The 26,451-nt window shown below is 43.2% G+C and carries 29 protein-coding genes; all 29 read right to left on the minus strand.

Annotation, left to right across the window (positions count from 1 at the left end):
- Window position 1 precedes the first annotated feature (1 nt).
- The 29 genes from NSU15_RS18310 to flgB all read right to left on the minus strand — a co-directional run bounded on the left by NSU15_RS18310 (window position 2) and on the right by flgB (window position 26,078).
- Window positions 2–463: a chemotaxis protein CheW gene (locus NSU15_RS18310; protein WP_042128895.1), complete on the minus strand. Its 462-nt coding sequence runs from the start codon at window positions 461–463 to the stop codon at window positions 2–4.
- A gap of 27 nt (window positions 464–490) precedes the next feature.
- Window positions 491–2,563 (minus strand): chemotaxis protein CheA, encoded by a 2,073-nt coding sequence (locus NSU15_RS18315; RefSeq protein WP_339287133.1) that lies wholly within the window; start codon window positions 2,561–2,563, stop codon window positions 491–493.
- Between the two features lie 34 nt (window positions 2,564–2,597).
- Window positions 2,598–3,929, minus strand: coding sequence for a chemotaxis response regulator protein-glutamate methylesterase (locus NSU15_RS18320; RefSeq protein ID WP_339287135.1), 1,332 nt, complete (start codon window positions 3,927–3,929; stop codon window positions 2,598–2,600).
- 33 nt (window positions 3,930–3,962) lie between these two features.
- Window positions 3,963–4,844 (minus strand): MinD/ParA family protein, encoded by an 882-nt coding sequence (locus NSU15_RS18325; protein ID WP_042128902.1) that lies wholly within the window; start codon window positions 4,842–4,844, stop codon window positions 3,963–3,965.
- Window positions 4,841–6,232, minus strand: a complete 1,392-nt coding sequence (flhF, locus tag NSU15_RS18330) for a flagellar biosynthesis protein FlhF (protein ID WP_339287137.1) — start codon at window positions 6,230–6,232, stop codon at window positions 4,841–4,843. Before flhF ends, NSU15_RS18325 begins: the two co-directional genes overlap by 4 nt.
- Window positions 6,229–8,262 carry a flagellar biosynthesis protein FlhA gene (flhA, locus tag NSU15_RS18335; RefSeq protein WP_042128906.1) on the minus strand — a complete coding sequence of 678 codons (2,034 nt, stop codon included), beginning with the start codon at window positions 8,260–8,262 and terminating at the stop codon, window positions 6,229–6,231. Before flhA ends, flhF begins: the two co-directional genes overlap by 4 nt.
- Window positions 8,263–8,280: 18 nt before the next feature.
- Complete coding sequence (gene flhB / locus NSU15_RS18340; RefSeq protein ID WP_042128908.1) at window positions 8,281–9,375, minus strand: flagellar biosynthesis protein FlhB; 1,095 nt, start codon at window positions 9,373–9,375, stop codon at window positions 8,281–8,283.
- A 22-nt stretch (window positions 9,376–9,397) separates the two neighbouring features.
- Entirely contained in the window at window positions 9,398–10,183 is a 786-nt protein-coding gene (fliR, locus tag NSU15_RS18345) for a flagellar biosynthetic protein FliR (RefSeq protein ID WP_042132278.1), read from the minus strand.
- A gap of 9 nt (window positions 10,184–10,192) precedes the next feature.
- Complete coding sequence (gene fliQ / locus NSU15_RS18350; protein WP_036688516.1) at window positions 10,193–10,462, minus strand: flagellar biosynthesis protein FliQ; 270 nt, start codon at window positions 10,460–10,462, stop codon at window positions 10,193–10,195.
- A 21-nt stretch (window positions 10,463–10,483) separates the two neighbouring features.
- A complete protein-coding gene (gene fliP, locus NSU15_RS18355) occupies window positions 10,484–11,245 on the minus strand; it encodes a flagellar type III secretion system pore protein FliP (protein ID WP_042128910.1) in 762 nt (253 codons plus the stop codon).
- Window positions 11,242–11,769: a flagellar biosynthetic protein FliO gene (locus NSU15_RS18360; protein WP_042128914.1), complete on the minus strand. Its 528-nt coding sequence runs from the start codon at window positions 11,767–11,769 to the stop codon at window positions 11,242–11,244. Before NSU15_RS18360 ends, fliP begins: the two co-directional genes overlap by 4 nt.
- Window positions 11,770–11,778: 9 nt before the next feature.
- Window positions 11,779–12,144, minus strand: coding sequence for a response regulator (locus NSU15_RS18365; RefSeq protein WP_036688523.1), 366 nt, complete (start codon window positions 12,142–12,144; stop codon window positions 11,779–11,781).
- 26 nt (window positions 12,145–12,170) lie between these two features.
- Window positions 12,171–13,472 (minus strand): flagellar motor switch phosphatase FliY, encoded by a 1,302-nt coding sequence (gene fliY, locus NSU15_RS18370; RefSeq protein ID WP_339287139.1) that lies wholly within the window; start codon window positions 13,470–13,472, stop codon window positions 12,171–12,173.
- A complete protein-coding gene (gene fliM / locus NSU15_RS18375) occupies window positions 13,462–14,460 on the minus strand; it encodes a flagellar motor switch protein FliM (RefSeq protein ID WP_042128918.1) in 999 nt (332 codons plus the stop codon). The genes fliY and fliM overlap by 11 nt, the downstream gene beginning before the upstream one ends.
- A gap of 39 nt (window positions 14,461–14,499) precedes the next feature.
- Window positions 14,500–14,967, minus strand: coding sequence for a flagellar basal body-associated FliL family protein (locus NSU15_RS18380; RefSeq protein WP_042128920.1), 468 nt, complete (start codon window positions 14,965–14,967; stop codon window positions 14,500–14,502).
- A complete protein-coding gene (locus tag NSU15_RS18385) occupies window positions 14,964–15,188 on the minus strand; it encodes a flagellar FlbD family protein (protein WP_042128923.1) in 225 nt (74 codons plus the stop codon). Before NSU15_RS18385 ends, NSU15_RS18380 begins: the two co-directional genes overlap by 4 nt.
- Window positions 15,189–15,277: 89 nt before the next feature.
- Window positions 15,278–16,096: a flagellar basal body rod protein FlgG gene (flgG, locus tag NSU15_RS18390; protein ID WP_339287141.1), complete on the minus strand. Its 819-nt coding sequence runs from the start codon at window positions 16,094–16,096 to the stop codon at window positions 15,278–15,280.
- A gap of 103 nt (window positions 16,097–16,199) precedes the next feature.
- The gene (locus NSU15_RS18395; RefSeq protein WP_339287142.1) at window positions 16,200–16,586 is read right to left on the minus strand and encodes a TIGR02530 family flagellar biosynthesis protein; all 387 of its coding nucleotides are present in this window, start codon (window positions 16,584–16,586) and stop codon (window positions 16,200–16,202) included.
- Window positions 16,583–17,080: a flagellar hook capping FlgD N-terminal domain-containing protein gene (locus tag NSU15_RS18400; protein WP_339287144.1), complete on the minus strand. Its 498-nt coding sequence runs from the start codon at window positions 17,078–17,080 to the stop codon at window positions 16,583–16,585. Before NSU15_RS18400 ends, NSU15_RS18395 begins: the two co-directional genes overlap by 4 nt.
- 32 nt (window positions 17,081–17,112) lie before the next feature.
- On the minus strand, window positions 17,113–18,591 hold the full coding sequence (locus NSU15_RS18405; RefSeq protein WP_339287146.1) for a flagellar hook-length control protein FliK: 1,479 nt from the start codon (window positions 18,589–18,591) through the stop codon (window positions 17,113–17,115).
- Between the two features lie 24 nt (window positions 18,592–18,615).
- On the minus strand, window positions 18,616–19,551 hold the full coding sequence (locus NSU15_RS18410) for a kinesin (protein ID WP_339287147.1): 936 nt from the start codon (window positions 19,549–19,551) through the stop codon (window positions 18,616–18,618).
- Window positions 19,552–19,569: 18 nt separating this feature from the next.
- A complete protein-coding gene (fliJ, locus tag NSU15_RS18415; RefSeq protein ID WP_042128929.1) occupies window positions 19,570–20,013 on the minus strand; it encodes a flagellar export protein FliJ in 444 nt (147 codons plus the stop codon).
- Between the two features lie 9 nt (window positions 20,014–20,022).
- Window positions 20,023–21,348 carry a flagellar protein export ATPase FliI gene (gene fliI, locus NSU15_RS18420; protein WP_042128931.1) on the minus strand — a complete coding sequence of 442 codons (1,326 nt, stop codon included), beginning with the start codon at window positions 21,346–21,348 and terminating at the stop codon, window positions 20,023–20,025.
- On the minus strand, window positions 21,329–22,177 hold the full coding sequence (locus NSU15_RS18425; RefSeq protein ID WP_339287150.1) for a FliH/SctL family protein: 849 nt from the start codon (window positions 22,175–22,177) through the stop codon (window positions 21,329–21,331). Before NSU15_RS18425 ends, fliI begins: the two co-directional genes overlap by 20 nt.
- Entirely contained in the window at window positions 22,170–23,186 is a 1,017-nt protein-coding gene (gene fliG / locus NSU15_RS18430; protein ID WP_042128934.1) for a flagellar motor switch protein FliG, read from the minus strand. The genes NSU15_RS18425 and fliG overlap by 8 nt, the downstream gene beginning before the upstream one ends.
- Before the next feature lie 4 nt (window positions 23,187–23,190).
- A complete protein-coding gene (gene fliF, locus NSU15_RS18435) occupies window positions 23,191–24,777 on the minus strand; it encodes a flagellar basal-body MS-ring/collar protein FliF (protein WP_042128936.1) in 1,587 nt (528 codons plus the stop codon).
- A gap of 35 nt (window positions 24,778–24,812) precedes the next feature.
- Complete coding sequence (gene fliE, locus NSU15_RS18440; RefSeq protein ID WP_339287152.1) at window positions 24,813–25,124, minus strand: flagellar hook-basal body complex protein FliE; 312 nt, start codon at window positions 25,122–25,124, stop codon at window positions 24,813–24,815.
- Between the two features lie 90 nt (window positions 25,125–25,214).
- Complete coding sequence (flgC, locus tag NSU15_RS18445; RefSeq protein WP_042128940.1) at window positions 25,215–25,664, minus strand: flagellar basal body rod protein FlgC; 450 nt, start codon at window positions 25,662–25,664, stop codon at window positions 25,215–25,217.
- 6 nt (window positions 25,665–25,670) lie between these two features.
- Entirely contained in the window at window positions 25,671–26,078 is a 408-nt protein-coding gene (flgB, locus tag NSU15_RS18450) for a flagellar basal body rod protein FlgB (protein ID WP_042128942.1), read from the minus strand.
- Window positions 26,079–26,451: the final 373 nt, after the last annotated feature.

Genomic DNA, 26,451 nt, shown 5'->3' on the forward strand with positions numbered 1-26,451 from the left:
GTTAGCCCTCTAGGCTTTCTAATTGAACGATTTCGCCTTTGTTAAGCACTTCTGACAGATTAAGCATGATCAGCAAGCGCTCTTCGCCTATCTTGGCCACCCCATCTAAATACTTTGCTTTGATGCCGCCAACAACATCTGGAGGTGTATCGATAGAATCTCTGTTCAAATCTATTACATCATTTGCTGAATCTACAATGAAACCTACTTCCATTTCATTAACAGATACGATGATTACACGAGTCTGATCCGTGTGCTCCGCCTCTTCAATCCCAAAGCGGCCCCGAAGGTCAATCACGGGAATAACAACTCCACGTAAATTAATTACACCTTTGATAAAAGAATACGTTTTAGGTACGCGTGTAATTGGCATCATACGCTCAATAGTCTGTACCTTCTCAACTTCGATACCGTATTCCTCTGAGCCTAATTTGAACACTATCACTTTAATATCTTCAGCCATGGAATGAACCTCCCTGTTCTATCCTAGTTATTTAATAAAAGCGTTCGGATCGATAATAAGTGCTACTTGACCATCTCCAAGTATCGTTGCACCAGATATCCCTTGAATTTCAGGTAAATATTTACCCAAATTCTTGATAACTATTTCGTTCTGACCAATAAAATCCTGTACTGCTAAAGCCACAAGACGTTCTCCCTTACGAACAACTACGATCTCTGTCTCTTCTTCAGTACTCTCGTCATAATCAGGTACCGAAAATAGACGACTAAGCGAAACCAGTGGAATATGAGAATTCCGGAATTCTAACATTTTGTTGCCATGAATCGTACGAATCTGAGTGTTCTTCACGATTCCAGTTTCCACAATAGAGGATAATGGAATGGCATACTTCTCAGAGCCCAATCGAATAAGCATGGCCGCAATAATGGATAGAGTAAGTGGCAGCTGAACTGAGAAATTCGTTCCTTTTCCTGGAGAAGAATAGATCGTTACATTACCACCCAGAGAAGAAATCTTAGCTTTTACAACATCCAGCCCTACGCCACGACCAGAGACATCAGAAATAACTTCTGCTGTACTGAAACCTGGTGCAAATAACAATTGATAAGCTTCCTCATCCGTCATATTCGCTGCTTGCTCTTGCGTAATCACGCCTTTTTTCACAGCAGACTTCAGGACCTTCTCTGGATAAATACCTGTTCCATCTTCCTCGATTTCAATGAAAACATGATTTCCACTGTGGAAAGCTCGAAGATGAACGGTTCCAGTCTCTGGTTTACCTGCAGCAATGCGGTCAGCAATGGATTCAATCCCGTGATCCACCGCGTTACGCAATAAATGCACTAACGGATCACCAATTTCATCGATTACCGTCCGGTCAAGTTCAGTTTCGGCACCCGTTACGATTAGATCTACTTTCTTATCCAGCGACTTAGCTAGATCACGAACCATACGTGGGAACCGGTTAAATACGGTATCTACTGGAACCATTCGAAGCTTCATAACGATATTCTGTAGATCACCACTTACTCTGCCCATATGCTCTACGGTTTCCGTAAGATCACTATTCTGGACCTCTGAAGCCAGCTGCTCCAAACGAACTCGGTCAATCAGAAGCTCACTAAATAGATTCATGAGCACGTCTAAACGTTCGATATCTACACGAATTGTACGGGAAGGTGCCCCTCCTGTTTTGGCTGCTACCGGCTTATTACTTTCATCTTTGGTAGGTGATGGTTTAGCCGATGCTACTGGAGCAGGAGCTGCTTCCATCTCGACGGCTGTTGCGGCCACCTCTGACACAGCGGATGCAGATTCTTGACCAAGCATTTTCAAGGATTCTTGATCTAGTGCTACTGCCGTTACTTTATCAATTTCAGACAAATTCATAATCATCGCCTGAATTTGATCCGCGGTTTTTTGGGTTATGTAATAGAGTGAGAAGCTTTGGTCAAATTTCTCTTGTTCTATATCTTGAACGGATGGGAAGGATTTAACCACTTCACCCGAACGTTCGAGTAGATCGAACACCATGTATGCACGGACAGCCTTAAGTTGACAATCCTTACGGATTGTTACGTCCACATACAATGCATGATGCCCTTCCTGAATCGATTGCTCTAGAACAGAAAATTGGAACTCGTCCAAATGAATCGGAGTTTCACCTGCTTGTGCAGCAGGAGTTGCAGCAGCAGATGCTCCGCCGCCTTCAACAGGAATCTCTCCTCGAACAATAGCCTGTAGGGATGAAACAATGGCTGATACATCTGCTTTACCTTCGCCACCGCCAGTAATGTCCTCAACCATAGACTCTAAGGCATCCAAACTTTTGAATAACGTATCAAAAATAAAATCCTGCATGCGCAGCTTGTTATTACGTACAAGATCTAACACATTTTCCATTTGGTGTGTAAGTGAAGCCAAATCTTCAAAACCCATAGTTGCTGCCATACCTTTTAAGGTGTGCGCAGAGCGGAATATTACCTGTACGATACTAAGATCCTCAGGATTCGCTTCTAACCCCATCATGCTCTCGTTCAATGACTGCAGATGATCATTCGACTCATCAATAAACATGGATAAATATTGGTTCATGTCCATAGTAGAGCACCTCCCCTTCGAGTTCGCTTTTCCGTTATTTAACGGCTTGCACTAGCCTTGGAGCAATTTCTTGCAAAGGTAGTACATATTTGACGCACTGCAATTCCACCGCAGATCGCGGCATCCCGTATACGACACAGGTCTCTTCACTTTCAGCAAAAGTTGAGGTTACGCCTGAGTCATAGAGAGATTTCATCATCCTTGCACCATCACTGCCCATCCCTGTCATCAGCAACACATGCCGATCTAGAGATGTGAGTGGAAGCAATGATTCGAATAAAACATCCACTGAAGGTCGGTGGCCATTTCGTGCCTCCTCCTTCGTGAGTACAACTGCATATTGCCCTTTAGCTGATGGGGTAACTTGTAAATGATAACCTCCAGGCGCAATGTAAGCAGTCCCTTTTCGTAATATCATCCCCTGCTCTGCCTCTAACACTTCTAGCGGACTGAATGTATTCAGTCGCTGGGCCAGTGATTTCGTGAAGTTAGGTGGCATATGCTGCACAATGACTATCGGAGCCGGAAAATCTGCGGGAATCTTCTCCAGAAGCACCTTTAGTGCACGGGGGCCGCCTGTAGAACAACCGACAGCAACTAATTTTTGCAAATTCTTGCTACCAACCATTCGATCCGGAGGAAGTACCGGAGGATCAGAGGATACCTCCACTAAAGATTCTATCACCGGTTTGCGGGGAGTTGGTTTATTCTCTACTTTAGACTTTGGTTTGGTCTTTTCAGATATCGGTGTTTTAGCAGAGATTATTGGTTTAGTTGCTACTTTAGGGATAGTACTATCTACTGGCTGTTTTCCCCGAGGTTTCCTTACCCCTTCATTTTTGAGAGAAGATTTAGGCGTAGCCTTGGGTTTGTCTGGTATAAATCTTGTAGCAGTCGGCAGTAATGGCTCTAAAGGTGCAATGTCAGGCATCCTAAATGCAGATGCTCGCGCTTCTCGCTGCTCCCGAGCCAACATAGCTTCTTTCATTTGTTCTCTTAGGGATTCCCCTACTCCCGTTATATCCTGAGAGTTTGATATCGAAGGTTTACGAATGAAATCAAAAGCGCCCCATTCCAGTGCAAGAATGGTTTCCTTCATACCCTCTTCATTGATACCTGACAGCATAATCACTGGCAGCGGATCTGACGCCATTATTATTTTCAGCGCTTCCAGGCCGTTCATCTCCGGCATTTCCACATCCATGGTAACTAGATCCGGACGCAGCTTGTTAATTTTCTCGATAGCTTCACGCCCGTTTGTGGCTGTTGCCGTCACCTGAAAGTCAGCGTCATTTTCAATTAAATCGGAAATGATCTTGCGCATAAATGCAGAATCATCAACAACCAAAACTTTATATGGCTTCATATCATTTCCACCTCTGTTCCAGATTCAGAACAATTATTTACTTCGCTTTAACCATTTATGGATAAAGCCTTTAATACCTTGAACTTTTGTATCCTTTTTACCATCTATGGTCAAATAACTTAGGGCTAGCCGATGTATATCTCTTGCAGCAACGCTGTTTGGAAAAGCCAATGAGAATGGCGTTTGCCTTTTGACGGCCTGCACTACATGGGCATCTGAGCTTATATGACCAAGATAGGAAACATCTAATTGTAAAAAACGACTGGCGGCCATACGAATCTTATCACTTGTCACTGACGCTTCTCTTTCATCACCCGCTTGATTCACGATCAGTTTAAATGAAATTTCCGGATGCGTCCGATTCACAACCTTCATTAAAGCATAGGCGTCTGTAATAGCAGTCGGTTCTGGCGTAGTAACTACTAGGCAATCGTCCGCAGAGGTTATAAATTTCATCGTTTCCTTAGATAATCCAGCACCTGTATCAAACAAAATATAATCCATGCTGTCCGCTATATGAGCTATCTGGGCTGTGAAATAATTAAGATCCGATTCCGAAAGGGAGAACAACTCATCCATGCCCGATCCACCAGCTATAAAAGGAAGGCCGTTCGGTCCTAACTGAATAATCTGCTCAATATCCGCTTCTCTTTTTAACAGATGATATAGGTTATACTTCGCCGACACGCCCATTAACACGTCTATGTTAGCCATGCCAATATCTGCATCGAACAGCAATACTCTCTTTCCCATTGCTTTTAAGGTTAAAGCGAAATTAAGCGTAAAATTCGATTTACCTACGCCACCTTTACCACTACAAACAGTAATGATACGGGCGGATGTTTCCCCTTTTTCAGCTAGTTTCGGCTCCTGACTGGATACAAGCTGTCTCAAGGATTGTGCCTGATCCATCATGATTCACCTGTTCCAAGAAGCATTTCACTAAGTTGTTCTTTGGAAGCCATCAATAAATCGTCGGGTACATTTTGACCATTGGTCATATAAGATAATGTGAGAGGGAAATCATTCAGGACGTTAAAGAGTGGTCCATAACTTCCCGTCTCATCTAGCTTGGTAAAAATAACTTTATCCAGCCTGTACCTGCCGAAATGCTCTGCAATCAATTTCATATCACGGCTTTTCGAGGTCAAGCTGAGCACAAGATAGGTCTCACTTCTTAATTCCTTCGCTAACAAGCTTTGCAGTTCTGCTACAAGCATATCATTGCGATAATTCCGTCCAGCTGTATCCATAATTACAAGATCACAACTCTCTAATCGAAAAAGTGCTCTTTGTAAATCACCTGGCGACTGAACCACCTCTAACGGAACATTTAGAATAGATGCGTATGTACGCAACTGCTCCACAGCTGAAATACGATACGTATCAGAGGTGATAAAACCAACCTTGCGTCCGTATTTGAAAAGCTGTTCAGCCGCAAGCTTGGCTATAGTAGTTGTTTTCCCTACTCCGGTGGGACCTGCAATATATACAATTTGGGTATCCTGTGCAATTCCATCAGCGATTCGACCTGACAGAAATCCATCGAGTTGTTCTTTCAAGGACTCCTGAAATTTCTCTGGCCCCCAAGTACGTCCTTCATCTGCCCAACGTTCTGAGATATTACTAATCCATTCTTCAACAAGTACAGTATCCATCTCCTGCTCAATCAAAAGATCTCTAAGCTGCTGAAGACTGTCCGGCAACTCCCTAGCCCCCGAAGATTGTCTAGCGATTCGTTCCATCCACTGCTTCATATCTCTAATCTCACGAAGGACATCATTATCAATAGCCGAAGCAACGGCGGGTGTCTGTTCCAGACCAAGAGACTCATAAAGTGCAGATACAGATGTCATATCCTCCTGATTTGTTTCAGACACTTTGAGATGATCCTTGCTAACATTCCGAGATTCTTGTAAGGGCTCTGGATGCTTTATCGTCGATTGCTCTACATCAATTGCTTCGGACAAGGCTGCGGCGATCTCAGCAAAGGACCTAGGTTCTTCGGGCTTTTCCAACGTAACAGTAGCTGTAGATGTTGTAGATGATGCTTTTTGGTAAGCCTGCGGGACAGCGCTGCGCGGAATGTTCATCGCAGGCTTGACAGGCTTTTCAGGAATACTCCCCTGTTGAGCTTTTTCAACAGCCGCTACAACCTCTATTTTTTTCTTTTTAAACAATCCTAAAAATCCGCCAATCTTGATTTCTTTCGTACTTAAAATGACGGCCTCGCTTCCAAGCTCACTGCGAATGGAATGCATGGCGTCAGGCATCGTATCGACAACATAACGCTTCACTCTCATAAATTCACCACTCCGACGCTCTGTATTTCAATGTTAGGCTCTAGTTCGCTATAAGACAGCACAGGAATATCCTGCATTGTCCGTTCAATCACCTGTCGCAAATACATACGAATGGTTGGTGATGTGAGTACAATGGGCTGTTGTCCAGACTGTAGCAGTCGATTGATCTGTTCGCTTAACCGCTGATAGATCGTTTGAGTCGAAGCTGGATCCAGTGCCAAATAACTGCCCTGTTCTGATTGCTGTACACTCTCAGAAATTTTCTTCTCCAGATTAGGTCCCACCGTGATAACTTTCAGAGTCTCTCCTACTTGCGAGAATTGCTGAGTAATCTGTCTGGACAAGGACTGACGAACATATTCGGTAAGAATATCAGGATCCTTGGTGTACGTCCCATAGTCTGCTAACGTCTCAAAGATAGTGACCAAATCCCTGATCGATATCTTCTCGCGCAGCAACTTGGCAAGTACCTTCTGCACATCCCCAATCGCCAATACGGAAGGAATTAGATCGTCAACAAGCACTGGATAATTATCTCTTAGGTTATCCACCAGCATCTTAGTTTCTTGTCGTCCTATCAGTTCATGTCCATGCCGCTTAATGAGCTCCGTCAAATGTGTTGCAACAACGGATGGTGGATCTACGACGGTATACCCGGACAATTCAGCCCGCTCTTTAACCGACTCGTCAATCCATAGCGCAGGAAGTCCAAACGATGGTTCAATGGTCTCAATACCGTTTATAGATTCATCATCATAACCTGGACTCATAGCCAAGTAGTGATTAAGTAATAATTCACCGCCGCCGACAGTATTTCCTTTAATTTTTATGACATATTCATTCGGTTTTAGTTGAATATTGTCGCGAATGCGAATAACAGGCACTACAAGACCCATTTCAAGGGCACATTGCCGTCGAATCATGATGATACGATCTAGCAAATCGCCACCCTGACCTGTATCTGCCAAAGGTATAAGACCATAACCGAACTCGAATTCAATTGGATCCACAGAGAGTAAATTGATTACACTTTCCGGACTTCGTACCTCTTCAATCTGCTTCTCTTCAACAAGCTGCTCTTCAGCAATCTGTTTTCGATTTAAATTTTGTCCCATACTATAGGCTGCAAAAGCCAGCAAACCTGCTAGAGGGAGCGTAGTAATCATATGTATAGGTGTGAAGAGACCTAGAAAAGCAACAGTAACTGCAACAATGTATAACAGCTTTGGATAGGACAGCAATTGCCCAGTTAGTTCTTCTGCCAGATTTCCTTCCGATGAAGCTCTAGTAACGATAAGACCCGCTGCAGTCGAAATGAGCAAAGCAGGAATTTGGCTGACTAGACCGTCCCCGATCGTCAATACGGAATAAGTAGATAACGCAGTGGAAAAATCCATTCCGTGTACAACCATACCGATAATAAATCCACCAATAAGATTGATCAACAGGATAATGATACTCGCAATCGCGTCTCCTTTAACGAATTTACTCGCACCATCCATGGCTCCGAAAAAATCCGCTTCCCGCTCAACATTGCGGCGCCGCTCACGTGCCTGAGTTTCGTTAATCATGCCTGCATTAAGATCGGCATCAATACTCATCTGCTTGCCGGGCATCGCATCCAAGGTAAATCTCGCCCCTACCTCAGCTACACGCTCTGATCCTTTGGTAATAACAATAAACTGAACCACTACCAAAATTAGAAACACGATAAATCCAACGGCAATTTGTCCGCCGGCGATCCAGCTACCGAAAGTCGATACCACCGAACCGGCATCTGCGTAGGTCAGGATCAGTTTTGTTGTCGAAATGTTTAGTGACAGACGAAACAATGTCGTAACCAGCAATAATGAAGGGAAAATTGAAAACTCGAGTGCATTCTTTGTGTTCATAGCCACTAATATGATAATTAATGCTATAGAGATATTAATGACAAGCAAAACGTCCAAAAGCCAGGACGGGATAGGCAGAATCATCATAAGCACGATACCGATGATGCCTAGCAAAACTGTTAAATCTTTAGCTTTCAATGTCCTAACCCCCCCGCCTTATTTCCTCTTACCTTTTAGCTTATATACATATGCCAGCACTTCAGCCACAGCCTGAAACAGATCATTTGGAACGACATCTCCAATTTCTGCTCTTTGGAATAATGCCCGTGCCAGCGGTTTGTTTTCCATAGTCACGACGCCATGTTCTTTAGCCAGCTCCCGAATACGAAGTGCTACATAATCCTGCCCTTTTGCAATAATCTGAGGCGCTTCCATCTTGGAACCGTCATACTTTAGTGCAACAGCAAAGTGCGTTGGATTTGTAATAATTACATCCGCGTTAGGAACCTCCTGCATCATGCGCTGCATGGCCATTCTACGTTGGCGTTCCCTGATCTTGCCTTTGATTAGAGGGTCACCCTCCATTTTTTTGTATTCATCCTTAATATCCTGTTTAGACATTTTCAGACTCTTTTCGTGTTCGTACTTCTGATACATAAAGTCAAGAAAAGCCATAACTAGCAGAGCAACCCCGATTTTCAAACCAAGACTCATCGTCAGCTTGGCCGCAAACTTAAAAATCCCCTCCGCACTGATATGCGACAGGGATGCAAAGTTCTTCTTTTCTCCCCATAATGTGCTATATACCAGATAAGAAATAATTAGAAGCTTGAATATTGATTTCAGGAATTCTACAAAAGAACGCATAGAGAAAATATTTTTGAAACCTTTTATAGGATTAATCTTACTGAATTTAGGAGTAATCCCCTCTCCCGTAGCCATAAAGCCTACCTGCGCCAAGTTGGAGACAAGCGCCATAACAAACGTAATTCCAAGTAATGGAGCTAGCAAAATCAAGATTTGCAAGCCATACTGATTAAATAGCAGCGTTATATTCTCAGGCGTAACGTCCAGCATCATTCGATTCTGAAATACGTCCGTGTATAGCTTCATAAAACGCTCTTTCATAAAACCGCCAAACATCATCAAGCTAACTACCGCAGCTAACAATACAACCGCACCAGACAGCTCAGCACTTTTGGCTACTTGGCCTTTTTTACGAGCATCCTGCCGTTTCTTCGGGGTTGCTTTTTCCGTCTTTTCACCGGCGAAGAGTTGAAGATCTAGTCTATAACGCTTCGTCTTAGGCATAATACTCTCCCCTTACGGTCACCTACGGCTTCTTCCCCATGAGACCCAGTAAATTCTCCATGGATTCGAACATGATTTCGAAGAGATTCTGAAACAGCACAGCCAGACCTGGCATCAGCACTAAAAGAAGTGCAAGACCTATAATGATTTTGAGAGGAACCCCTATAACGAATACATTATATTGCGGAGCCGTTCTCGCCAAAAAGGCAAGGCCAACATCAGTCAGAAACAGTGCGGTTACTAATGGTGCAGACATTTGAAAAGCTAATACAAACGACTGCGCAAATGTTCGGACCAGAAACTCTGATAAACTACCATCTACCATGCGTAGAAATAAATCATTATTCATAGGAATCCATTTATAGCTGTATACAATGGCATCTAGCAAATGGTGATGTCCATTCATACTCAGAAACATTAGCAGGGCTATCATATATTTGAAATTACCGAGAATAGGTGCTGACGTTCCAGTCATAGGATCAATGACGTTCGCGATACCGAAGCCAATCTGAATATCAATAAAAGAACCCGCTGTCTGAATCGCCATAAACATCAAATATCCAATGAAACCTAGTAAAAGACCTATTAATACCTCTCTCATAATCAGCAAAATATAACTAAAATCCTGCGGAATCGTAATTCCGGTTCCACTAGCACTAAAGACTACCAAAGCTACAAAAAAAGAAATGCCAATCTTAAAAGTTGTCGGTACCCCTTGAGAAGAAAACACTGGAACGACAACAAAAAAAGCGGTAATTCGACAAAAAATAAGCAAAAAGACGGGTAAACTTTGCAATAGGGTATCCATGTTCATTGCTTAACCAATATACATATAAAGATTTCCTAGAATTTGGCTAGTAAAGTCAATTAGCTTCGTGATGATCCACGGACCAAATAGCAATAAAGCCAGCAGTACTGCGACGATTTTGGGAACAAACGCTAGCGTCTGTTCCTGAATCTGTGTCGTAGCTTGAAAAATACTGATTATTAGCCCTACCACCAGACCAAGAATCAGCATGGGAGCGCTGACTTCCAGCACTAAATATACGGCTTGGCTTGCTAGACCGATTATAAACTCCGTACTCAATCCTCATGCCTCCTCTTAAGGTCAGGTGTTAAAACTAAGAAGTAGTGATTTAATGACTAAGTACCAGCCGTCTACCAGTACAAAGAGCATTATTTTAAAAGGTAATGAAATCATGACCGGGGGAAGCATCATCATCCCCATGGCCATCAGCGTACTCGCCACAACAATATCAATAATCAAAAATGGAATGAAAATTAAGAAGCCCATTGTAAAAGCTTTTTTCAATTCCCCAATTGCGAAAGCAGGCACCATCACCGTCAGTGGAATATCACTGTATGTAGCAGGTTTAGCCGATCCCGTATAACCGGTATACTTCATAAATAACAAAAGGTCTTTGGAATTGGTCTGTTTAAACATAAACTCTTTCATCGGATCAGCAGCTTTATCAAAAGCCTCAGTCTGTGTAATTGTCCCCTTCAAATACGGCTGTAACGCCGTTTCATTGACTTGTGCCAAAGTTGGCGACATAACGAACAGGGTCAAAAATAGAGCAAGCCCTACCAGCACCTGATTCGGAGGCATGGACTGAGTACCAAGTGAGGTTCTGACAAAGCCGAGCACGATTACAATTCTAGTAAAACTGGTCATAAGAACTAGAAACGCCGGAGCAATACTCAGAACCGTAACGAGAAGAAGAATTGATATGGAACTGGTACCACCACTTGAACCATCATTACCGACCTGAATATTAACATTAGGTATAGGATCAGCATGTATCGGCCGCATCATAACTATACTAATGAACCCGAACAGCAGAATAGCAAGAATTAGCTTTTTTTTCATAAATTCCTCGACTCATCCTTAGTAGCATCATCCCGGAACAACTCTTCCATTTTCTCTTTACGCTCTGGTGCAGAACGAAGCTTGGATTGCAGTGTCTCGTAAAAAGATGATGTTTCACTAAGCTCGATTTCCTCTGATGGAACCTCCCCACGCAGCTTAACCTTAACCTTGGCAATAAGCGGTGCGAGAAAATTATTCTGGTTAGAGGATTGATCCTCAAATGCTGCAATGATCAAAGCCACCTCATCTGGATCAGTGACTTTATCCAAGATGGATATGTTCTCACCAATCCCGATTAAGTAAAGGCTGCTTCCCAGTTCAATAACCTGCATCGACTTGTTAGGTCCCAACCCTACAGCACCAAGCGTCCGAATGGAGCGCCCGCTCATAAAGGTCTGATTACGACGTCCAAGAAAACGGATCAGCAGCACAATAAGTACAATGATTACCGCAAGGACAATAATAACGTTAAGCAAATTCAGCAGGGTGTTATTGCTACCGAGCGGTTCTGAATTGACGGGCATGTCTCTTTCCTACACACCCAACGTTTTGTTGATAGCTTCGATAACACGGTCTGCTTGGAAAGGCTTCACAATAAAGTCTTTTGCTCCCGCTTGAATAGCATCGATAACCATAGCCTGCTGGCCCATGGCTGAACACATGATAACCTTAGCAGCCGGATCTACTTTCTTGATTTCTTTCAGGGCGGCGATTCCGTCCATCTCAGGCATAGTAATATCCATCGTGATGAGGTCCGGACGCAGTTCTTTAAATTTCTCTATAGCTTGAGAACCGTCCTGAGCTTCGCCCACTACTTCAAATCCGTTTTTCGACAAAATGTCACGGATCATCATTCTCATAAATGCTGCATCGTCCACGATTAGAATTCGGTTAGCCATTTTTACAAAATCCTCCCTAAGTATGCTTATTGTAATTTCTGAATTCGGTCCCACTGGCTGACGATATCCGTAACGCGTACGCCGAAGTTTTCGTCGATAACTACGACTTCGCCTTTGGCAATAAGCTTGTTGTTAACCAAAATATCTACAGGCTCACCGGCGAGCTTGTCCAGCTCAATGATCGAGCCTTGAGACATTTCCAAAATATCTTTAATCTGCTTCTGGGTCCTTCCTAATTCTACGGTTACTCTAAGCGGTATGTCCATCAATAAATTTAAATTATTTTCATCAATATTACCAAAAGCTCCACCGTTAAGGTTAGCAAATTGTACAGGCTGTACATTTACATTGCGATTAGCTTCAGGACTAAGCGGTGGTGTCTGCCCATAAGGCATGCCTTGTGGCGGCATTCCGTATGGCGGCATCCCCGGCATACCATACGCCGGCATGCCTGCTGGAGGATAATAATATCCGCCTTCCGGCATTCCAGGATAACCAGGCATCCCTTGCGGTGGATATGGCGGAGGAGTTTCTCCTGCGGGCTGTGAAGGCGCCTGCTGCACTGGAGGAGCCGCAGGCGGCGTCTCATGCACTGGCTTAGCAGGAGTCTCTGTTGACGTAACTGCAGCCTCCTGTGCTGCAGGACTTACATCACCCAGAAGCATCGTTACCATATCCTTAGCAAACTGGACAGGCAAGAGCTGCATAATGGTAGAGTCTATTAAATCTCCTATTTTAAGACGGAACGAAATACGAATTAAGGTTTCGTCATTCGGCAAGCTGCCTACGCCTTCACCGCTGGACATATTCAGGATGTCTATACCGGGAGGTGAAATATTAACAAAGCGATTGAAAATAGTTGACATTGATGTGGCAGAAGAACCCATCATTTGGTTCATAGCTTCCTGCACAGCACTAATGTGAATTTCATTCAATTCTTCATCCTTGGGTTCACCTTCCCCGCCAAGCATTAAATCGGCGATGACCTGTGCATCTCTAATCTTAATTACAAGTGAATTAATACCTTGAAATCCGTCTACATATTCCACGTGTACTGCTACATGTGGTTTTGGAAAAGCCACTTCAAACTCCCCGCGTGTAATGATGGAAACTTGAGGGGTTGTAATATCAACCTTTTTCCCAAGTAAAGTGGAAAGTGCTGTTGCAGCACTACCGAATGTTATATTACCGATTTCACCCAAAGCATCCTGTTCAAACGGTGTTAAATAGTCATTTACCGTTTTCTCTGTAGGAGCCAATGAGCCTTCCGCAGATTGTCTCAAAAGAGCGTCGATTTCTTCTTGGGATAAATAATCTTTACTCGTCAAATTCTTCAACTCCTTCACTGACAATCTCGTCTATTTGCACGGCTACCCGGTCTTTCACCATTCCAGGACTTCCGATGAACTTAAGCTTCTCTCCTACCTTAATCGAGAGTCCGGAATCTACATTCCTGTTAAGAGAGATCACGTCACCGACGCTAAGCCCAAGAAACTCAGATATTGATAAGCGTGATTCTCCAAGTTCAGCGACAATCGGCAATTTCGCCTTATGAACTCTAGCCTTAATGGCTTCAAGTTCATCTGCATCCCGCGTCTTCTTCTCTGTTACAAACCATTGGTGAACAGATAGTCTAGACATAATAGGTTCCAGAACGACGTGCGGTATGCAAAGATTGATCATGCCTGTTGTATCTCCAATTTTGGTGCTTAACGAGATTAATGCAATGGTCTCGTTGGGGGATACAATTTGCATGAACTGCGGATTCGTTTCGAGCGCTTCCATGCGCGGATGGATATCCAGCACAGTCTTCCAAGCTTCCTGCAAGCTCTCAAAGCATCTGCTGAAGATACGCTCCATGATCGTTGTTTCAATCTCAGTTAAAGCATTAATTTTAGAAGGCGCTGTCCCAAAACCTCCCAGCAATCTGTCCAGCATAGCGAAAGCAATGTTTGGATGAACCTCCATTACCATTCGACCTTCTAAAGGTTCAGCTTCAAAAATGTTCAGTATTGTCATTTTTGGAATGGAACGTATGAATTCATCATAAGGGAGCTGCTCTACTTGAACGACATTAATCTGCACGAAGGTGCGTAATTGGGCTGAAAAGTACGTTGTAAGATAGCGGGCGAAATTGTCATGAATCCTTGTAAGACTACGGATATGATCTTTAGAAAAGCGAACAGCCCGTTTAAAGTCATAAGATCGGATCTTCTTCTGAGTTTCTTCCTTTTTAAGTTCATCGGCATCCATCTCACCTGAAGAAAGTGCAGCAAGTAGAGCATCTATTTCGTTTTGTGATAGTACATCAACCAATTCAATCACCCCCCCATCAAAGAATTATCAGGCCTGAAGCTACATAGAAGCCAAAAGGTATTTGGTGACTTCGATCTGAGTGATTTTGCCTTCGGTCAATGTCTTATTGATCAAATTAACAAGCTTGCTGCTAAGCTGATCTTTGCCATTTGCTCCGTTAAGCTCCTCAGGTTTGGTATCTGCAAGCGTTTTGATAATAATCGGCTTGATTTTGATCTCTTTTATTTTCTCGAATGCTTCCTTTGATTTCGCAGAATTCAATTGGAAAGCGAAATCTATTTGAACGATATAATCGGGATCAGCAAGATTTGTTTTGATGTCTTTGATCTCTGCCGTTAGTTCGACGATTTCATCTGCAGTTAAATGTTTGGTTTCCACACTTTGTACCGCAGCATTTACATCATTCGTATCTTTCGGAAAGATCTTGTCCATTAATAAAAATGCGGCTATCACAATAAGTGTAATCGCAAGCAAAATCGTAAGTAACCACGGCAGCATCTTCTTCATGTTAGCTCCTCCATTGACTGGACTTTAATGGTGGCAGCATATGTGCCTATGTCCCTGTTATAATCCCGGATCTTCGTAATAACTTCATCCGCTTTTTCAAGCACGATCAGTCTTTTTCCGGTTACGAGCGTAATATATGTATCCGGGCTTTCTTCTACCATTTCTACCAGTAGGGCATTGATCCACATCGGTGTTCCATTTAATCTCGTTACCGATATCATAACAGGCCTCCTAACAAAAATAGGGGGAGGGGTACCTCCCCCACGACTCCGCGTTTATCTTTAAAAAAGATATTTAATTATTGATAAAATTAACGCTTCAGGTTAACTACTTCCTGTAGCACTTCATCAGAAGTCGTAATGATACGGGAGTTCGCCTGGAATCCACGTTGCGATACGATCATTTCTGTAAATTCATTCGTAAGATCCACATTGGACATTTCGAGTTGACCAGAAATGATAGCGCCTGTTCCAGTTTCAGTATCATTTGCTACTGTAGGAACAAGCTCACCTTCTGCATTCGCATTAAGTGACATACGGTATAGATTGCCACCAATCTTCTCTAACCCAGATGGATTAGTAACCTTAGCTACACCGATCTTCACACCTGCTTCAGTCGTTCCATCCGACATGGTCTGAACAATCGTTCCATCATTGGAAATGGAGAATGCTGTTACATCATCACCCAGTTGAATGGGTCCGCCATCGGAATCTAGCACATGAAGTCCGTCAGAAGTTACAAGATTACGTGCAGCATCTACATGAAAATCTCCTGCACGAGTCAAGAAAGGTGTTTCTTGATCTTCTGATAGCTTTACTAGGAAAAATCCATCTCCGTCAATGCGTAAATCTGTCGGGTTATTAGTAGTTTGAGCACTACCGGACAAATGGAGTGTATCGATAGAAGCGATACTTACGCCCAGTCCGATTTGTTTAGCATTAATACCACCTGTACCATCATCACTAGGAGCAGTTACACCAGAAACGGTTTGACTCATAATGTCCTTGAACATAACCCGTCCTGATTTAAAACCAATTGTATTGACATTGGCAATGTTATTACCGATTACATCAAGCTTAGTCTGAAAGCCTCTCATCCCCGAAACCCCTGAATACATAGATCTTAACATTTGTGTTGTCCTCCCAGATTATAGAGTCCTAATAACTTACTAAGTGAATGGGACCGCGTCAGTCGGTCAGCGGCCGCCTCGGCTTTCCGTTAGGACCAGCCGGTTATGAAATCACAATTGCACTATCAATTTGCGTAAATACGTTATCTTTAATCGAATTTCCATCCATAGCGGTTACAACCGTACGATTCGGGACACTTACGATAAATGCCAAGTCCTTCATTAATATCAAGGATTCTTTACTGCCTTTGGCAGCAGCTTTATCCACAGCAGAAGATATCTGATCCAGTTGTCTGCTTCCAAGTTCAATTCCTCTTTGTTCAAGACGCTTAGCAGCATGATTGCTGAATTTTAGTAGCTTCTGTTGCAGTACGCTCTCAAAGGTGGCTTCTCTAGCCACAGTCTGCTTCGGTATCGAAGATCGCTGTAACGTTGAGGAATGTAGGGACGACGCAGGATACAGTTGGCCTATGGTCAGCCTGTCACTCATATTGTCGCCTCACTTCCTCCGTTATTCTCAGGAGTATTACTATCTGTACCAGAACCATTCTCTGTTGTTGCGGGATTCTGAATTTGTGTAATATCGGTTAAAGCAATTCTGTCTTTCCCCACAACCGCATATTGAATCCCTTTGCTGACAACGATGGATTCAACATTCCCTGTCTTAGGTAGATTTGTGGCGGTATCCGTCCATGTGATATCTTTACCAATCAAGCCGGATACTGAGCCAAGAGACTGATTCATTGATGTAAGCTGTGTAGAGATATTCATCAGCTGCTCAACAGATGTAAACTGTGCCATTTGAGCAATAAATTCTTTATCTTGCATCGGCTGCATCGGATCTTGATTCTGCAGCTGGGTGATCAATATCTTCAAAAACTGATCCTTACCCAATACAGAATTCCCTGTTGTTTTAGTAGAATCAGGAGTTGTATAATTCCACTGGTCTTTGGTAGAAACAGGAGGAGTTGTTGTTGTCGTCATAACCGTTCACCTCTCTTTCACTTGTGATAAGTTTAAGCTTTGGCAGAGAAGGAGTTCCCTTGATTATCATCTTCTTGCCCTGCGTTTGAAACCCAATCTTTCCATTCACCATTTAGCTCTGCGGCAAGAATGGCATCATTAGCTTCCTCACGACTTTCTTTGGAGCGTCTTCCCTGCTGACCACTTCCAGAACCAGGTTGGCGTCCTTCTTGACCCCATTGTGAATTGAGAGGGGTATTATTTTGTGTGACTTCCAATTTTTCTACTTGGAGGCCTTGAGACTGCAATGCTGCTCGAAGCTGGTTCATCTGCTGTTCCAACATATCCTTTGCTCCGGAATGTTCAGTCATAAACTGTGCAACCAGATGGCCGTTTTGCATAGTAATCTTAACATCTACTTGTCCGAGATTTTCTGGAAAGAGTGATATCGTAGCCTCAGCTACTCCGCCTTTTTGCACAATCTCCAATTTACCTGTAATAAAACCGGTCATTTCCTGTGCAAACTGATGAACGGGTACAGGTGCTACTGGAACCTCAGCCTTCAGTGGAGCTGTAATTCCTCCCCGAAGAGCTAGTTGACCGGCAGTTACAACCTCATGATCTCCTTCAATGGTGGTAGTCCCTGATGTGGAGTCTTGTGCTGATTCGACCAGCTTCGTTTCTCCGGCTGTACTGCTCTTCATCACTGGAGTATTCGCAGGCTCTGCATCAGGATCTTGAATAGTCCCTGAGGTCACAGTCGAAGTAAGGACTCCCTCACTCTTACTTGCAGCAGCTTCTCCAGCACGGTTACTTAGATTTTGAATGGTCTTGTCCACCGTTTTATCGTTGCTTTCAGTTACAATAGGTTGTTGTACAGATACACCAGAACTATCATTCAAACTGGAGACCTTCCCCTTACCCTTATTACTGTTAGCCGAGGTCTGTTCTAGCAGTGCCGTGAAGTTATTTAACAGACTTACTCCCTTACTTGCAACTTCATCATTACCACTTACTGCAGCTTCCTGAATCATAGTAACTAAACTCTGCAAATCATCTTGAACAGCAAATCTTAGCGTATCTGCATTCTGTGCTAACGGTGACAAGCTTCCTGCCGACTCCGTCTCTGACGCAGCATCGCCCTCTGTCGCTTGACTTCCTGATAGAAGAGCAGAGACCTGAAGTAGCCAAGCTTGCAAAGCTACCAAAATAGCAGGATCGCTATGGATGGTATCATCCAGATTTTCAACATCTGCAGTAAGCTTCTCAATGAGATCGGAATTCTGAGTGTCTTGTCCCCCTTGATCTTCTCCAGTCGTTTTAACTTCCTTTAGAAGACCTTGCAATAAAGAGGCTATGTTTCCCAGTAAAGGATCAGTGGGCACCGATGTGTTGTTCGCTGTAGTTCCTCCCATTGTTTGCACTAATGTCTGAGCGAAAGGTACAGCAGTTGATGTTCCAATAGATGTTGATGAACTACCACTTGCAGCTGTTGTATTTGCACTCACAAGCGATTGAACAACTAAACTCATGTTATTTTCACCTCCTTTCAATATTTATTTAGCGCCCATCAAACGATTAACAATCTTCGCAGTTTGCGCACTATCATTTTTAGTCATTTCCCCCAAAATCGAAGAACGGACACTATCACTTACGGTATTCATAATCGTTACTACTTTATCAGGGCTAATCTTGTACATTTCTCCTAGTAGAGAAGCTGCATTGGCAGGCGTCATTGAACTAAAGGTTTGGTTCAACTTTTCCTTATCCAGATTTGTACTGGTTTTAGTCGTTGGAGCAGTGCCTGCTTCTTTTTTCAATCTAGATTGAAGAGCGGCAATAGCCATATCACTCGAAGAGGTAGTTTCTTTCAACTTAATCGTGACATCGGCCGCTTTTTGAGGATCCATTTTTTCCAGAATCGCAGTCTTACTTGCTTTATTCATTACGCTGAATATTTGCACCATTTCTTCTGTAGTCAAATTCTCCATAATCGGCGCAGCTTTGGAAGCTTTCATACCCGCGTAGAGCTTTGCCAGATCAGCAACCTGCTTTTGATATGGGTCTTCTGTTTCCTCCGCGTTTACCTCAGCAGCTGCAGCAGCTTCTGTCTTCATTCCATCGATCTGCGACTCAAGCGCCTGAACCTTGGTATCCTGGGCTGTTTTTTCATCTGTAACCTTCTTCAGGTTCTCTTCCTGTTGGGCGAGCTGAGCTTTAAGCTCCTTAATCGTAGTCGCTGAGCTCACTTCCTGCTTTTTGCTTTCTTCCTTCGGTTTAGAAGGATCTCCAGGCGGATCAGGAACCCATTTTTCCAGGATAGGAATTTTATTCGCAACCTCAAGCACATTATTACGAATGTCCATATTAAAAAGCGTCAACAGTACTCCAAGCAGTACTAGCGTGAAGATAATCGGTATCATTAAAAATAAGAACCGCTCAAATTTCCCCGCTGACCCTTCATTTTCAAGTTCCATATCATTGTTAGCCACTAGCGGAAACCTCCCGGGTTAGAGGGATTTCATCGCGAAGCGGACGGTTGCCATCTCATCCAGTTCGTTTTGTTCCCGTAAAATCATACTTTGCTGAAACTGTGTCTCAGCCTTATCTTTTGCCTTTAACCATACTTTTTCGTCTAATACCTTTGTGCTTAACTGGTCTTGCTTCTTCAAGACTTCCTGATGTGCACTTCTAATGTCCGTATGCTTACGGGCAATGCATATATCCAGGTATTCTACATACTCTTGCATTTCACGAATCTTCGCCATAGGTGTCTTTTGTTCTGCGGCATTTTGTAAGGATAACATGATAGCGCTCCGCTGAAAGGTGAGTTCATCCAGGCTTCTTTCTTGTGCCTGCAATTCTCCAAGCGCGCTTGAGAGCATCCATTCTGCCTGTGTCTTCTCATTGCCCTTCAAGTCAACGACTTTTTGAAAAGTATAATGAAATCTCATAATACTGAATCAACTCCTCGAGAAGTGTGAAATTAAAGACTGTTGAACTTCAGCCAGCGTAACTTTTTCATTCACCCTTTGTTTGGTGAATTCCCATATACTGTCTATATACTCCATCGACTCATCGATTTGAGCATTCGAGCCTCTTTGATACGCTCCGATATTAATTAAATCCTCTGAATCCTTGTATACAGCCATTAGTCGCTTCACATTCTCTGCTGCAGCGATCTGTTCTTCTGGCGCAATATCCTTCATTACACGACTAATGCTGGAAAGCACATCTATTGCTGGAAAATGTCCTTTGTTCGCAATACTTCGATTAAGGACGATATGACCATCGAGTATCCCTCTAACAGCATCAGCGATCGGTTCATTCATGTCATCGCCATCAACCAGTACAGTGTAAAAGGCTGTTATAGACCCCGTAGGTCCAGTTCCAGCACGTTCTAGTAGTTTGGGCAAGCTTGCAAACACCGATGGTGTGTAACCCCTCATAGCTGGCGGTTCCCCTACTGCAAGTCCAACTTCACGTTGAGCCATAGCATACCTAGTCACCGAATCCATCATCAGCATCACATTAAGTCCTCGATCCCGAAAATACTCAGCAATCGTTGTAGCAATAAGAGCTCCCTTAATTCGAATTAATGCAGGCTGATCAGATGTAGCAACGATAACGACTGACCGCTGCAAACCCTCAGGTCCCAGATCGCGTTCTATAAAATCCAGCACTTCCCTGCCACGTTCTCCTATCAAAGCGATAACATTTACGTCTGCCGATGTATTACGCGCAATCATTCCCATGAGCGTACTTTTGCCGACCCCTGAACCAGCGAAAATCCCCACCCGCTGACCTTTACCGATCGTTAGCAAGCCATCTATCGCTCTTACTCCGATGCTAATAGGTTCTTGGACTCGTGGTCTATTGAGTGGATTGGACGGAATGTTAAAGGTAGAACTATGTGGCATTCGAGCTGGGATTAGAGAACCATCAAGCGGTTGTCCAAGTCCATCCAGTACCTTGCCCAACAATTCTGAACCCACTTGCACACTAAGCGGCTTGCCAGTACCCACTACATCACAGCCAGGTCCAATAGCTTGCAGTTCTCCAAGTGGCATTAATAGCACCTTGTTGTCACGGAAACCAACGACTTCAGCTTGCAGCGGCTTATTTCCTTTAGAAGGATAGATGTAGCAGACATCTCCAATGCTAGCATCAGGTCCTTCCGATTCAACCATAAGACCGATAACCTGCGTCACTTTCCCATTGATCCTCACCGGATCGAGATTACGAAGTTGCTCCTTATAACGGTTACTATCAAGCATCTTCTTCCCCATTTCTCTGCTCATCGGTGTCCAGCGCGATTCTAACCAGCTCTTTCTTGATTTCTGCAAGCTGAGTATCAATTCGGGCATCTATGCTGCCAAAGGAAGAGCGGATTACACAACCTTGATCTTTCACAGTCGAGTCAGGCAAGATCTGTAATTCAGCCTGTGAGTCAACCGCTAATGACAGTTCTTCCCTTGCTGCGTTTACGAAAGCGAACTGCGCAGGTGATACGCACAGCGAGATCAACCCCTGTTCACGTTTACGAGCCAGATTCTTCCGAATCAAATCCATTGCAAACTGCGGCTCTACCGTTAACTGCTTGTCCACAATTTTCTCGGCAATATCACAGCTTAACTCTACTAAGAAAGGTTCAGCTTCCTGAATAATGACATCTCTTGCCTTATATGCCTCAGCTAAAACAGCACGTGCTTCATCCATCATCGCTGCAACCTTGAGCTTCATCTCTTGTTCAGCTTGAGAGACACCCTCCTGATACCCTAGCTGATAAGCCTCGGCTTTGACAGCCTCTACCAGATGTTCATCCTGCTCACGCCGCTTCTTCCACCACTCTTCAGCCTCCGCTTTTGAGGATTCAACAATCTGTTCCGCTTCTAGAGAGGCATTTCGAACCTGCTCTTCAGCAAATTCTTGGGCGTCTTTAAGCATTTGCTTACGTGCTACTTCTGCCTCTTCACGAGCGGGATCATGATAGTGAGTCTCGCTTACAGCCTCCTCTGGAACGGGCTCCTCAGTTAGGCCCGCATAGTGCCGGGCCTGCTCCAATCTTTTCAGTACATCAACTGGAACATACTGAGAATGCTTAATCAGCTTAGACAATGATGTCATCTCCTCCGCCACGAGCGATGATAATTTCTCCAGACTCTTCGAGTCTGCGAATCGTACCTACAATGCGCGTTTGTGCTTCTTCTACATCACGCAACCGCACCGGGCCCATGTACTCCATTTCTTCTCGGAATGTCTCTGCCATACGTTTGGACATATTCCGGAAAATGACATCTCGTACTTCTTCGCTTGCAACCTTAAGGGCAAGCTGCAGGTCCGCATTATCAATATCACGAATAATACGCTGAATCGAACGATTGTCCACATTGACGATATCCTCGAATACGAACATCCGCTTCTTGATTTCCTCGGCGAGCTCTGGATCTTGAATTTCGAGAGAATCCAGAATTGTGCGCTCTGTCCCCCGGTCAACTCCATTCAAGATTTGTACGATTGATTCGATACCGCCAGCATTTGTATAATCCTGAGTTACAGTAGCAGAAAGCTTCTGCTCCAGCACTCGTTCAATTTGTGTAATGACCTCTGGAGAGGTGCTGTCCATTACAGCAATTCTTCTAGCTACCTCTGCCTGCTTCTCTTGAGGTAACGAGGAGAGAATGGCTGCTGCTTGTTCGAATTGCAGATAAGACAATACAAGTGCGATAGTCTGAACATTCTCATTCTGGATAAAGTTCAAGATCTGATTTGGATCAGCTTTGCGTGCAAAATCGAAGGGTCTTACCTGTAAAGTTGCAGTTAGACGGTTAATGACCTCCATCGCTTTTGCTGAACCAAGTGCTTTCTCCAAAATCTCTTTGGCGTAGTTAATACCGCCTTGTGAAATATATTCCTGAGCGAGGCATATCTGATGAAACTCAGACATGATTGACTCTTTCTCACTGCTGTCCACTTTACGGACATTGGCGATTTCAAGAGTGAGTTGTTCAATCTCCTCGTCTCTTAAATGTTTGAATATTTGCGCCGATACCTCGGGCCCTAGTGTGATAAGCAGGATCGCGGCCTTTTGACGACCACTAAGCCCCTGCTGACTAGCCTTTGCCATTAGTTCACCTCTGTTCGTCTGCAAGCCATGTACGCAGCAAATTCACGAATTCGTCTGGCTTCTTCTTCGCCAAACTTTCCAATTGCTTACGAACTTGACTGTCATTCGTCACACTTTCCAAATTAATAGATGGAAATTCGGTAGGAACCTGCAATGGAATGTCTTCATCTTCCTCTTCCACAGTCTTCTTACGACTCCGATAGATTAGATATCCTCCACCTGCTCCAACCAGTAATGCAGCTGCTCCGATAGCCCATAACATCCATGTGGCAAGACCACCTGGTGCGGTATTAGCAGCATTACCACCAAATTGTTGAGAATACACCGAAACCTTTTTGGTTAAATCAGCGTCTGTATATGTAGTACCTGAATCTGCAAGAGAAGCACGAACAATATTTACCAAAATGTTTTGAATCGCTGCCGATGTAGCAGCATCCAAAGTATTTTGTCCTGTAGGTGGTTCAACCGCAACATTTATGGTTAAATCTTTTACAGTAAAGGGACTAGCAATAACATCCTTTGTAATTCGGTTAACTTCATAGTTCCTCGTCTCAGAAGATTCCTCTGAAGTAGAAGTATCCGTGCCGGCTTGTGAAGGGTAGCCCGTTACATCTTGTGAACCAGTGCCTGCCACTCCGCCAGTTGTATTTCCCTGACCCGAATACGAATTACTGATAATTTGTGAACTGATCTCAATCCCCTTCATGTTCTCTGTATCCACAGGGGTTACAAGATTTTCCTTCCGGTTTTCCTTGTCAAAGTTCAGCTTCGAAAATACAAGTACATCAACTTTATCTGGACCCGTAAGAGTGCTAAGGAATTGTTTCACATCTTTCTTGACTTCTTCTTCGAATTTCTTCTGTAGAGCGAAGTTCTCTTCGACCTGGTTAGAAACTCCTGCTTGTCCACCTTTGGCCGTTGGCATTAACTCAACTTCATTATTAGCAATCGTAATGTTATCAATTGGTAGATTTGGAACCGCAGTCTTTACAAGGTTGAAATACCCATCGATATTATCTTGACTGGGTCTGAATCCCGGATTAAATGAAAGCACAACGGATGCAGATGCTTGTTCTTGATCCGCCTGAGATGCAAATACTGTCTCTTTAGGCAGATTAATCAGTACTTTAGCATCCTTAATTCCTTGCATGCGTCTCATTAGCTGTTCTACTTCACCGTTTAATGCATTATTATACTTCACATTAAACTCACTATCTGTCGTTCCTATCATTGACGAATTTTCATTAAAGACCTTATAACCGATAGAGCCCCCCTGAACAATCCCCTGAGAACCGATATCCACCTTTATTCGAGCCGCTTCTGTGCTTGGCACTGAGATGCTCTTTCCATCTTGGCTTAATCGGTATGAAACACCTGCTGTATCCAAGTAGTTCATTACTCCCGCTGAATCTGTGCTGTCCAAATCTTGAAACGCCACTTCATATTCTGTCTTTGAAAGCTGCATGGTTAATACTACGATTATTATTAGAATGATAAACAATGTTGAAAAGAATAAAATCTTCTGTTTACCACTAAATCTGTTCCAATACAGGGTAACCTTCTCCCGATATTGGGCAAATCTTTCATTCACAGTGTCACCCCATCCGGAACTAAGCTAGGATTTAATTAAATTTGAGTTCTCATAATTTCTTGATAGGCTTCAATCACTTTGTTCCGGACTTGTGTAGTCAACTGCAAACTCAGTAAAGCCTGTTGGGAAGAAATCATTACTTCGTCTATATTCACTTCTCCCAATACAAATTTATTACTCATATCCTTTGCTTGTTGTTCCTGATCTGCTACTTGATTGAGTGCATTCTCAAGATAAGAACCAAAGCTCTCCATAGAATTAGCAGGAGTGGACGAAGCTTCGGTAGATGTTGGTTTCATGGCAAGCTGCTGTACAGCTTGAACTCCATTAGTGATATTCTGTATCAACTGTTTCCCTCCTAAAAGTTTTGTAAGCCTATGCTTCCTAAATTCACTTCGTACAAAACTCACTTTGGAAGCGTTCCTTGTGAATTACGTTTAGCGACCAATTTCTAGCGCTTTACTTACCATAGCTTTAGATGCATTCAGCATCGTTACATTGGCTTCATATGAACGTGATGCAGATAACATATCTACCATTTCTTTGGTAATATCCACATTTGGCATATAAACATAACCTTCGGCATCCGCATCAGGATGACTTGGATTGTATACCGGCTTTAACGGAGAATCATCTTCTATAATGGATTGAACCTTTACGCCTTCACTGCTACTACCGTTCATTTTCGAATTTAGTATATTCGAGAACTTATTACTTTCTGTAGCCTCCATAACAACAAGCTTACGCCGGTAAGGAACGGCTTTGCCATCAACCACCGATGCTCTGGTAGTTTCCGCATTGGCCACGTTGGAGGAGATTACGTCCATCCGTAATCGTTGAGCTGTTAACGCTGATGCACTTATTCCAAAACTACTCCCAAAGTTCATGCAATCTTATCCTCCTTGAATTACAGCTCGCATCATCGAAATCTGACTGTTAATCTGTTCGACATAAGAACTATACCTGAGTTGGTTCTCAGCGCTTAACGCCATTTCTCGTTCTACATCCACATTGTTCTCGTTATTATTCATAGAGGTAGTCTCATCCGTACTAACGACAGCAGCCGGTACAATGGTGTTGGTACCAAATTGAAAATGTCGGGAGTCCGTTACCTTCGCGTTAAGTGTAGGTTTTATTCCACTTTCCTGTTGCTGAAGGAAACTTTCGAATGAAACATCAGAACGTTTGAAATTTGGCGTATCTTCGTTAGCCACGTTATTTGCTAGAACATTTTGTCGTTTATAGGCAGCATCAATGCCTCCCTGCAATCGTTGAAAACTGACACTATTCAGCAATCCCAAGATAATTCCTCCTTTCAAAGCTATCATAATGAAATGAATTCCACAACTTTCCTCAAAAAACCTGCTTAATTTCGACAAATAAAGTATAAAAGTCCTCTATTTATCAGCTTTCACGTCGAACCTTGTCGCAAAGTATAACTTATTAGTATTTTCACATACATTGATTTTCATTTAATTTGTATATTATTACAATAAGAAATAAGCCCTATCTTTTAAAAAAAGACAGGGCTTTAAGCACTTTATTGCTATTTTATTCCTTTTTTCATTCAATAATATCTTTTTAATTGCATATTTTTACATTTTTTTCCCTATAACTGACACTATATTGTAATTTTCTAATTCCTTATGCCCAAATTCCAATGAATAAATTTTG

Origin of the sequence: Paenibacillus sp. FSL E2-0201, from assembly GCF_037963325.1 — a bacterium.
Lineage (GTDB): Bacteria > Bacillota > Bacilli > Paenibacillales > Paenibacillaceae > Paenibacillus_AQ.